Origin of the sequence: Mycobacterium sp., assembly GCF_008709575.1 — a bacterium.
Classification (GTDB): Bacteria; Actinomycetota; Actinomycetes; order Mycobacteriales; family Mycobacteriaceae; genus Mycobacterium.
Genome location: NZ_VYIK01000087.1, coordinates 1 through 10556, shown reverse-complemented (window position 1 = coordinate 10556; position 10556 = coordinate 1). Strand labels below are relative to the sequence as shown.

Sequence of the window (10556 nt, the reverse complement as noted above, 5' to 3'; positions counted from 1 at the left end):
ACATCGACGGTGACGTCGCAGTGGGACGGCGGCTATGTCACCGAGTACACGATCGCCAACTCGGGCACCACCCCGCTCGACAACTGGCAGCTGCAATTCACTCTGCCCGCCGGTCAATCCATCACCGATGCGTGGAACGCGGTGGTGACGCAGTCCGGCAACCACTATGTCTTGACCCCGGAAAGCTATGACAGCACGATCGCATCAGATGGCTCGATAAAACTAGGTTTCGAGGCGACCGATGCCGGCGCCTACGCCCCACCCACCCAGGTGACAGTGGACGGACAACCCGTCGACAGCGGGTCCGGCGCCACCAGCACCACCACCACGGGCACCACCGGCGCCACCAGCACCACCACGGGCACTACCAGCACCGGCACCACCGGAACCACCACCAGCGGAGCGGAATTCTCTCCCTATTTTGATGTGACTCTTTACCCGGCGTTCAACTACTCATCGGCAGCAGACGCAGGCATTAAAGACGCCACACTGGCCTTCATCGTCGCTGACAGCCAGGATCAACCGGCTTGGGGCGGCTTCGGCGCCTATGCGGTCGACGGCGGCTCAGATATCTCTTATATCAACAACCAGATCAGCGCCATGGAAGCCGATGGTATCTCGCCAACAATTTCCTTCGGAGGCGAGAATGGCACCTATCTGGCTGATGTTCCGGGCCAGACTGTATCGGGCCTGGAAAACGATTATCTGGAAGTTATTAACAGCTACGATATTCACAAGCTCGACTTCGACATAGAGGGTGCAGAGCTAAGTAATACCTCCGCACTGAAGCTGCAAGCGCAAGCGCTTGCGGCCGTCGAGTCACAAGAGGCTGCGGACGGTACCCCGCTCACCGTCTCCTACACCCTTCCGGTGCTACCGACGGGTCTGACCGCCTCGGGTTTGGAGCCGCTGGAACTCGCCAAAGAATACGGTGTCGACGTCAACGTCGTGAACATCATGGCGATGGATTACGGCGGCAGTTTCGATGGCGGCGGCGACCCGAACATGGGCGAATTGGCCATAGAAGCAGCGCAAAACACTCACAGCCAGCTGATGCAGCTGTATCCGGATCTTTCCAGCGCACAAGCATGGTCGATGGTCGGCGTAACGCCGTTAATCGGGATCAACGACGATCCGGCCGAGATCTTCACCCTTGCTGACGCGCAGCAGCTGACCGATTTCGCCATCCAGAACCACCTTGGCGAGCTGTCCATGTGGGCGGGCAACAAAGACGTCGAAGGTACGCTGGGTGCCACCGATCAGCTCGACGGCAGCGGCATAGCACAAGCACCGTGGGCGTTTTCGAAGATCTTCGAACAGTTTGCCGAGTGACCCAGCCCGGGACGGTGCTCCGACCCGCTGAGGTCCCAGGGTCGCATGGTGATCGCCGCTACTGGGGCCGGCCGACCTCGTAGGTGCCCTTGTCGTCCTGGAAAGTCACCGTCACGTGACGTTTGGTGCCGTCGATACTGACATCGCAGGTGAACGTTGCGCCCTTTTTGACGATGGGGTCGCCCTTGCCGTCGTTGCACTTGACGTCTTTGACGTTTTTGGCGCCGTACCCGGTGGTGCTGTCGCTGAGGATCTGCTGCACGCCCTGCTCAGCCTTGTTGATGTCGAGTTTGGTGGTCACGAAAAACCCGGGCGCCCAAAACCCCAGCACCAACACGACCACGACGACGATCGCCGCGAAGACGCCGCCCACGGTGGCCATCACGACCACACGCTTCGAGCGCTGCGCCGGCGCGGGCTCGGCGGAGGGCTGCCCGTAGGACCCCGGCTGCTGGGGGAACGAGCCGTAGGGACCGGGCTGCGGCGGGTACGGCCCCGGCCCGTACTGGGGCGTCGGCGCACCGTACTGACCGGGCTGCTGCGGATAGCCGGTGGGCGGGGCGAACTGCTGAGGCGGCGGGTAGTACGGCATGGCCGGCTGCTGGTACTGGGGGTATTCGGCCGGGTTGTAGGCGGGCGCCTGCCATGCCTGCTGCTCGGCGGCAGACTGCTGCCACGGCGAAGCCTGCGCGGTCTGCTCTGCGCCGTTGGCTTGCTGGCTGTCAGCCTGATCGGGCTGCCACGGCTGGGTGGGGTCGGGCCCCTGTGGTCCGCTCATGTCTGCACAATCCTCTCGATCTGCCCTCTCGATCTGCCCGAAGGTAACCGTAGCTCGCGCCAGCCTACCCGGCGTCAACTGCGACGACGCCACGCCGAACCGCCTCGATCGCGGTTGTGGCAGTGCTCCGCAGCTCCGGTTGGGGCGCCGCGTTGCGCACCTGGTCGAGCAGGTCGAGCACCTGCCGGCACCAGCGCACGAAATCCCCCGCCGAGATCGGCGCACCCGTCCCGTCGCCGGCGGCGGTTAACGCGGCGGCCAGGTCGCCGCTGCCGGCCCAGCGGTAGATCGCACTGACGAACCCCTCGTCGGGCGCCCGGCTCGGCGCGATCCGGTGCAGCCGCTCGTCGGCGCGCAACTGGTCCGACAATTGCTCGGTGCGGCGCAGTGCGTGACGCAACCGGGCCGGCAGCACGTCGGTGCGCTGTGGTGGTCCCGTCCCGTCGCCGCCGCGTGACTCGAACAGCACCGCCGAAACCACCCCGGCCAATTCGGCGGGCCGCAGACCGGTCCAGGTATCGGTGCGCAGGCATTCGGCCACCAAAAGGTCGCTCTCGCTGTAGATGCGGGCCAGCAGGCGGCCATCGTCGGTGAGCCGCAAGTCGTCGTCGGCCATCCGGATGAACCCGCGCTCGGTGAGTAGCCCGACGATTCGATCGAAGGTGCGGGCCAGCGAGTTGGTGGCGGCGGTCACCTTGCTGTGCAGCTCGGCGTTGTCGCGTTCGATCCGCAGGTAGCGTTGCGCCACCCGGACCTGGGCCTCCCGGTCGGGCAGGTGGTGAGCGGGATGACGGCGCAACTGCGCGCGCAGCTCCACCAGCTCCGGATCGACATCGGCATCCGCGGATTCCGACCGGCGTGCGCCGCGCCCGCCGGCGGCGGCCGGCGGCGCCAGACCTTGTGCCGCTGACCGCAGCGCGGAGGCCAGATCCCGGCGGACCCGTGGTTGACGGTGTTCGACTCGCTTGGGCAAGACCATCGACCCGACCGGTGTCGCCGCGCCGGAGTAGTCGGCCGACGAAATCCGGCCTGCCCAGCGGTGTTCGGTCAGCACCAGCGGCCGGGGCTCCGCGCTGTCCCGAGCGGATTCCAGCACGACGGCCAGGCCGCCGCGCCGCCCGTGCGGGATCGTGATGATGTCGCCACGGCGCAAGGCAGCCAAGGCCTCGTTGGCCGCCCGTCGCCGCTGCAGGCGCGAGGCCTGGGCCAGCGCCCGCTCGCGCGCCGAGATCTTTTCGCGCAGACGGGCATAGGCCACAACGGGGGCATCGTGGCCGCCCAGTTCGGCGGCGATTTCCTCGAGCATCCGCTGGCCGCGCTGCACGCCGCGGACCAGCCCGACCACCGACCGGTCGGCCTGATACTGGGCAAACGACTGCTCCAGCAGCCGGTGGGCCTGTTCGGGGCCCATCCGGTCGACCAGGTTGATCGTCATGTTGTACGACGGCACAAACGAACTGCGCAGGGCGAACGTGCGGGTGGAGGCCAGACCGGCCACCGCGGCCGGCTCGCTGAACTCGTCGTCGGGATGCCAGACCACCACCGCGTGACCCTCGACGTCGATACCGCGCCGGCCGGCGCGGCCGGTCAGCTGGGTGTACTCCCCCGGCGTCAGCGCAGCGTGCTGTTCGCCGTTGAACTTCACCAGCCGTTCCAGCACCACGGTGCGGGCCGGCATGTTGATCCCGAGCGCCAGGGTTTCGGTGGCGAACACCGCTTTGATCAGACCCGCGGTGAACAGCTCTTCGACGGTGTGCCGGAACACCGGCAACATGCCGGCGTGGTGGGCGGCCAGACCGCGCAGCAGCCCCTCGCGCCACTCGTAGTAGCCGAGCACGGCCAGATCGGCGTCGGCCAGGTCCCCGCAGCGGTGGTCGATCACCTCGGCAATGCGCGCCCGGTCCTCCTCGGTGGTCAGCCGCAACGGTGACCGCAGACATTGGGCGACTGCGGCGTCGCACCCCGCACGGGAGAACACGAAGGTGATCGCGGGCAGCAGACCTTCCCGGTCCAGGGTGGCGATCACGTCCGGCCGGGACGGCGGCCGGTACCTGCCGGGCCGGCCGGCGCCCGCCCGGGCCCGTCCGTCCTGGCGGCGGGAGCCCCGCCAGTCGGCGAGCCGGGCCGCCTCACGCCGGTGCGCGATGTGGCGCACCAGATCCGGCGAGACCCGCGGGTCGCCACCGTCCCCGCGGTAGTCGAACAGGTCGAAGAGACGTTTGCCCACCAGCATGTGCTGCCACAGCGGGACCGGACGATGCTCGTCGACGACGACCGAGGTGTCGCCGCGCACGGTCTGGATCCAGCCGCCGAACTCCTCGGCGTTGCTGACCGTTGCCGACAGGCTGACCACCCGCACCTCCTCGGGCAGGTGCAGAATGACCTCTTCCCAGACCGGGCCCCGCAACCGGTCGGCCAGGAAATGCACCTCGTCCATCACGACGTAGGAAAGCCTCTGCAGTGCAGGCGAATCCGCATAGAGCATGTTGCGCAGCACCTCGGTGGTCATCACCACCACGGGCGCATTCGCGTTGACCGACAGATCACCGGTGAGCAGCCCGATCCGGTCCTTGCCGTAGCGGGCGACGAAGTCGGTGTGCTTCTGGTTGCTCAGCGCCTTCAGCGGCGTGGTGTAGAAGCACTTGCCGCCCCGGGCCAGCGCCAGGTGCACCGCGAACTCGCCGACCACGGTCTTGCCGGCGCCGGTCGGTGCGCAGACCAGCACGCCGTGGCCCTGCTCCAGGGCGGCGCAGGCCTGCCGCTGGAAGTCGTCGAGCCCGAACGGCAGCCCGGCGGCGAACCGCGCCAGCTCGCTGCCGTCAGGTGACGTCGTCATGAGGTGCGGCGATCCGCGACGGCGCGGCGATGACCGACGGCGGCTCGATGGTCGAGGCTTGCTCGTCGGGAATCTCGGTCAGCGCCGCGCGCTTGGCCTTCCGTTTGTCGTGCAGGCGGGCGATCTGGATGGCCAGTTCGAGCAGCAGGGTCAGCGCCAGCCCCAGCGCGGTCATCGAGAACGGATCCGAGCCCGGAGTGAAGATCGCCGCGAATACGAACATCGCGAAGATCAGGCCGCGCCGCCACGAGCGCAACCGCTGGTAGCTGAGCACACCGGCCAGGTTGAGCATCACGATCAACAGCGGGAACTCGAAGCTGATGCCGAACACCAGCAGCAGGTTGATCAGGAAACCGAGATACTTCTCCCCGGACAATGCGGTCACCTGAACGTCGCTGCCGACGGTCAGCAGAAAGTGCAATGCCTTCGACAGCACCAGGTACGCCAGCACCGCGCCGGTGACGAACAGCGTCGCCGCCGGGACGACGAACGCCAGCGCGAAGCGGCGCTCCTTGCGATACAGACCCGGCGTGATGAACGCCCAGACCTGGTAGAGCCACATCGGACAGGCCAGCACCACGCCGGCGGCCAGCGCGACCTTGAACCGCAGCATGAACTGGTCGAACGGTGCGACGGCCAGCAGCCGGCATTGCCCGTCGGCGCTGATGTCCGCGCGCGCCGAGGCCGGCAACGCGCAATAGGGGTGACGCAACCACTCCCCCAGGCTCTCCAGCCCGAACAGGGAATGCGAATACCAGATGAACCCCAGCGCACTGGTCAGCGCGATGGTCGCGAGCGAGATCAGCAGCCGGGTGCGCAGCTCGGTCAGGTGCGCGACGAGCGACATGGTCCCGTCCGGGTTGGTGCGGCTGCGACGCTGACGCGGATCGAGTTTCCGCAGCATTCCGGTGGTTCGCACAATCCCTCAGGCGCAGGGGTGCCGCAGCAGCGGTGCCGGGCTAGCCGGACTGTCCGTCGGCCGGCGGCGGTTCCACCCGTTCCGAATGCACCGTCGTCGGAGCGGCGGGCGTTTCCGGCCGGGTGTCGTTCTGCAGTTCACGGACCTCGGATTTGAAGATTCGCAAGGACTTGCCCAGCGACCGCGCCGCCTCGGGGAGCCTCTTTGCACCAAACAGGACGATCACCGCAATGAGAAGAATCGCCCAGTGCCACGGACTAAGACTGCCCACTTCGGTTACCTCCCGATTCGATGCTACCGCAGCGCAGCCTCGTACATCCGCAACGCTGCCGTCGCCGCGTCGCGCACCCGCCGGGCCAGGGTTTCCGGTCCCAGCACCCGCACCGCCGATCCCACGCCGAGCACCAGGCGGGTCATCCACTCGTCGGAGGCGTAGGTCAGCGCCGCCTCGCAGTAGCCGTCGGGCAGCTCCCGCAGCAGGCGCATCGGGTAGTACTCGAACATCCACGAGGCCGAGGGGGCCAGCCGCAGCGTCGCCGACGGCAGCGCTGGATCGGCAACGAACAGCGAGGTATCCGTCGGTGCCGCCGACGCCGGTTCCGGCGGCGCCGACGGTTCGTCGAGCACGACGGCGTCGACGATGCGGTCGAACCGGAATAGCCGCACGCCTTCGGCCTCGCGCGACCACGCCTCCAGGTAACTGTGGTCGCCGACCAGCACCACGCGGACCGGATCGACGATGCGGCGCGACAATGTGTCGTGCGAGGCGGCGTGATAGTCGATGGCCAGCGCGCGGTTGCCGCGCACCGCCGCGCGCACCGCGGTCGCGGCCCGGCTCTGGGCGGGGGCGGGCTCCGGAACGGCCGCACCGGCGCGCGCAGCGATCCCGGCCGCCGTCTCGATCTTGGCGATGGCGCTGCGCGCCGCCTCCGGATCGACCACGCCGGGGATGTCCGCCAGCCCCCGCAGCGCCACCAGCAACACGGTGGCCTCCGGCGAGGTCAGTCGCAGGGGTTTGTCCACGCCCGCGGAAAAGGTCACCGAGATGGTGTCGCCGGAGAAATCGAAGTCGATCAGGTCGCCGGGAGAATAGCCCGGAAGACCGCAACACCACAGCTGGTCGAGGTCGGCTTGCAGCTGCTCGGCCGACACCCCCAGGTCAGCCGCGGCCTTGGCGCGGGTCACCCGCGGGTTGGCCTGGAAGTAGGGCACCATGTTCAGCAGCCGTACCAGCCGGGCCGACGCCGCAGTCACGACGGTTGCCCGTCGTGGTGCGCCTGAGCCCGCAACCGGCCCAGCACTTCCTCGCGCAGTGACTCCGGTTCCAGCACGACGGCGTCGGCGCCGCATCCGGTGATCTCCTGGGTCAGCCGGTCGGTGGACCCGATGTCGAGTTCGATCAGCGCGCCGTCGCGGCCGGCCAGGCGCCGCGGCCCCAGGATGGTCCCGGCCCGCCGCAGGGCGGCTCCCCGCCCGTCGGCTACCCAGATCCGGGCGCGCAGACCGGTCGGGGCGTCGGCCACCGCCGCGGCGACGACGGCCCGCAGATCGACACCGTCGGGGCGCCTGACGGCGCCGACGGGGCCGATCGCGGTGATGGCCCCGCAGATCCGGGACAGCCGAAACACCCGGGTGGCGTCGCGGTCGCGGTCGTGCCCGACCAGATACCAGCGGCCTCGCTCGGTGACCACGCCCCACGGTTCGACGGTGCGCACGGTGGGTGCCTGCGCGCGCGAGGACCGGTGCTCGAACTGCACGGCCTGCCCGGCGTCGATGGCGGCCAGCAGCGAGCCGAGACTGCCCTCCGAGCCCCGCAGACCCGCCGGGACGGCCGGCGACGCTATGGCCACCGGCGCGTCGGGGTCGACCTCGATGCCGGCGGCCCGCAGCTTGATCAGCGCGCCCTGGGCGGCGGTGATCAGTTCGGGTGACTCCCACAGCTGGGTGGCCACCGCCACCGCGGCCGCCTCCTCCCGGGTGAGCTGCACCTCGGGCAACGCGTAGGCGTCCCGGTTGATCCGGTAGCCCTCCACCGGGTCCAACGCCGACACCCTGCCGGTTTCCAACGGGATGCCCAGATCGCGCAGCTCGTTCTTGTCTCGCTCGAACATCCGCGAGAACGCCTCGTCGCTGGCGCTGTCGGCGTAGCCGGCGACCGTCGCCCTGATCTTCTCGGCGGTGAGGTAGCCGCGGGTCGACAGCAAAGCGATGACGAGGTTCATCAACCGTTCGACTTTGGAGGTAGCCATGGGCGTGCGGGCTACATGCTCGCGATCAGCCGCCTGACCCGCTCGTCGACCGACCGGAACGGGTCCTTGCACAGCACGGTGCGCTGGGCCTGGTCGTTGAGCTTGAGGTGCACCCAGTCGACGGTGAAGTCGCGGCCGGCTGCCTGCGCAGCGCTGATGAACTCACCGCGCAGCCGCGCCCGGGTGGTTTGCGGCGGGGTGTCGACGGCTTCCTCGATGTCCTCGTCGGTGGTGACCCGGGCGGCCAGGCCCTTGCGCTGCAGCAGGTCGAAGACACCGCGCCCGCGCTTGATGTCGTGGTAGGCCAGATCCAGCTGGGCGATCTTGGGATCGGAGAGCTCGATGTTGTAGCGGTCCTGGTAGCGCTGGAACAGCTTGCGCTTGATCACCCAGTCGATCTCGGTGTCGACCTTGGCGAAGTCCTGGCTCTCCACGGCATCCAGTTGGCGTCCCCACAGGTCGATGACCTGCTCGATCTGCGCGTTGGGCTCGCGGGTCTGCAGGTGCTCCACGGCACGGGCGTAGTACTCGCGCTGGATGTCGAGCGCACTGGCCTGACGCCCGCCGGCCAGCCGCACCGGCCGGCGGCCGGTGATGTCGTGGCTGACCTCGCGGATGGCCCGGATCGGGTTGTCCAGCGAGAAGTCGCGGAACGCCACCCCGGCTTCGATCATCTCCAGCACCAGCGCCGCAGTGCCGATCTTGAGCATGGTGGTGGTCTCGCACATGTTGGAGTCGCCGACGATGACGTGCAGGCGCCGGTATTTCTCGGCGTCGGCATGCGGCTCGTCGCGAGTGTTGATGATCGGGCGTGATCGGGTCGTCGCGCTCGACACACCTTCCCAGATGTGTTCGGCGCGCTGGCTCAGGCAAAACGTGGCCGCCTTGGGCGTCTGCAGCACCTTGCCCGCCCCACAGATCAGCTGACGGGTCACCAGGAACGGCAGCAGCACATCGGAGATCCGGGAAAACTCGCCGGCCCGCACGATCAGGTAATTCTCGTGGCAGCCGTAGGAGTTGCCCGCCGAATCGGTGTTGTTCTTGAACAGGTAGATGTCGCCGCCGATGCCCTCGTCGGCCAGCCGCTGCTCGGCGTCGACCAGCAGGTCTTCCAGGACCCGTTCGCCGGCCCGATCGTGGGTGACGAGCTGGACCAGGCTGTCACACTCGGCGGTGGCGTACTCCGGGTGGCTGCCGACGTCCAGGTAGAGCCGCGCGCCGTTCCGCAAAAACACGTTGGAGCTGCGGCCCCACGACACCACGCGGCGGAACAGGTAGCGGGCCACCTCGTCGGGCGACAGCCGGCGATGGCCGTGAAAAGTGCAGGTGACACCGAACTCTGTCTCGATGCCCATGATTCGCCGCTGCACGATTCGAGCGTACTTGTTGACGGCACGCGGCGGTGGATAAGCCCGCGCCCGCGCCGCACCGGTAGACTCGGCCCGGTGGATAAACCCAGGGTCGCGGAGTACCCGCGGCCGGATCACGTTATCGCCCACATCAGCGACACTCACCTCGTCGCCGGCGACGGCGACCTCTACGACGCCGTCGACGCCACCGCGCGACTGTCGGAGCTGCTCGACCGGCTCGAACGCTCGGGAACGCGCCTGGATGCGTTGATTTTCACCGGCGACCTCGCCGACACCGGCGAACCCGACGCCTACCGCACATTAGGTCAGCTGGTCGAACCGTTGGCCGACCGGCTTGGGGCCGAAGTCATCTGGGTGATGGGCAATCACGACAACCGGGCGGCGTTGCGCGCACACCTGTTACGCGAGGCGGCGACCATGACTCCGGTCGACCGCGTGCACGACATCGCCGGGTTGCGCGTGATCGTCCTGGACACCTCGGTGCCCGGTTACCACCACGGCGAGATCGCGCCGGGGCAGCTGCAATGGCTCGCCGAACAGCTGGCCGAACCCGCACCGTTCGGCACCATCCTGGCGATGCACCACCCGCCGGTTCCCAGCGTGCAGGACCTCGCCGCGCTGGTGGAGCTGCGCGACCAGGCCCCGCTGGCTCAGGTGCTGCGCGGCACCGACGTGCGCAGCATCCTCGCCGGACACCTGCATTACTCCACCGCGGCCACCTTCGCCGGCATCCCGGTCTCGGTAGCCTCGGCCAGCTGCTACACCCAGGACCTGCTGGCCGCGGGTACCCGCGGCCGCGACGGCGCGCAGGCCTTCAACCTCGTGCACTGCTACCCCGACACGGTGGTGCACACCGTCGTCCCGCTGGCAACCGGACCCACGGTCGGGCGGCACGTGCCGCCGCTGCGTGTGCAGCACGAACTCGACGCCGCAGGAGTCAGTATCCTGCCGGCGGGCCGCATCCCGCGGGTCGCTGAGCCGTTCGCGGCGCTGACCGCTCACTCGTCGGCGACGACTCGTTCCCAGGGCGCCGGCACGGGGAAGTAGCGTTCCAGGAACTCGCCGACCACTC

General features: G+C 68.4%; 9 protein-coding genes. 2 read left to right on the top strand and 7 right to left on the bottom strand.

Going from position 1 to position 10556, the window contains the following annotated elements:
- A partial coding sequence (locus tag F6Q13_RS15910) for a cellulose binding domain-containing protein (RefSeq protein WP_293058559.1) occupies positions 1-1332 on the top strand: 1332 nt, incomplete at its 5' end.
- 58 nt (positions 1333-1390) lie between these two features.
- On the opposite strand, the gene F6Q13_RS15905 is transcribed toward F6Q13_RS15910, so the two are convergent.
- The 7 genes from F6Q13_RS15905 to pafA form a co-directional block, all read right to left on the bottom strand.
- Positions 1391-2110, bottom strand: coding sequence for a DUF4333 domain-containing protein (locus F6Q13_RS15905; protein WP_293058556.1), 720 nt, complete (start codon positions 2108-2110; stop codon positions 1391-1393).
- Positions 2111-2174: 64 nt separating this feature from the next.
- Positions 2175-4946, bottom strand: a complete 2772-nt coding sequence (locus F6Q13_RS15900; protein WP_293058553.1) for an RNA helicase — start codon at positions 4944-4946, stop codon at positions 2175-2177.
- A complete protein-coding gene (gene tatC, locus F6Q13_RS15895; RefSeq protein WP_293058550.1) occupies positions 4930-5865 on the bottom strand; it encodes a twin-arginine translocase subunit TatC in 936 nt (311 codons plus the stop codon). The genes F6Q13_RS15900 and tatC overlap by 17 nt, the downstream gene beginning before the upstream one ends.
- A 40-nt stretch (positions 5866-5905) precedes the next feature.
- Positions 5906-6136, bottom strand: coding sequence for a Sec-independent protein translocase subunit TatA (tatA, locus tag F6Q13_RS15890; protein ID WP_293058547.1), 231 nt, complete (start codon positions 6134-6136; stop codon positions 5906-5908).
- A gap of 23 nt (positions 6137-6159) precedes the next feature.
- The gene (locus F6Q13_RS15885; protein ID WP_293058545.1) at positions 6160-7119 is read right to left on the bottom strand and encodes a YafY family protein; all 960 of its coding nucleotides are present in this window, start codon (positions 7117-7119) and stop codon (positions 6160-6162) included.
- Positions 7116-8114, bottom strand: coding sequence for a YafY family protein (locus tag F6Q13_RS15880; protein ID WP_293058542.1), 999 nt, complete (start codon positions 8112-8114; stop codon positions 7116-7118). Before F6Q13_RS15880 ends, F6Q13_RS15885 begins: the two co-directional genes overlap by 4 nt.
- An 11-nt stretch (positions 8115-8125) precedes the next feature.
- Positions 8126-9484 carry a Pup--protein ligase gene (gene pafA / locus F6Q13_RS15875; RefSeq protein ID WP_293058539.1) on the bottom strand — a complete coding sequence of 453 codons (1359 nt, stop codon included), beginning with the start codon at positions 9482-9484 and terminating at the stop codon, positions 8126-8128.
- A gap of 75 nt (positions 9485-9559) precedes the next feature.
- On the opposite strand from pafA, the gene F6Q13_RS15870 reads away from it, so the two are divergent.
- Positions 9560-10531 (top strand): phosphodiesterase, encoded by a 972-nt coding sequence (locus tag F6Q13_RS15870; protein WP_293058536.1) that lies wholly within the window; start codon positions 9560-9562, stop codon positions 10529-10531.
- The last annotated feature ends 25 nt before the right edge of the window (positions 10532-10556 follow it).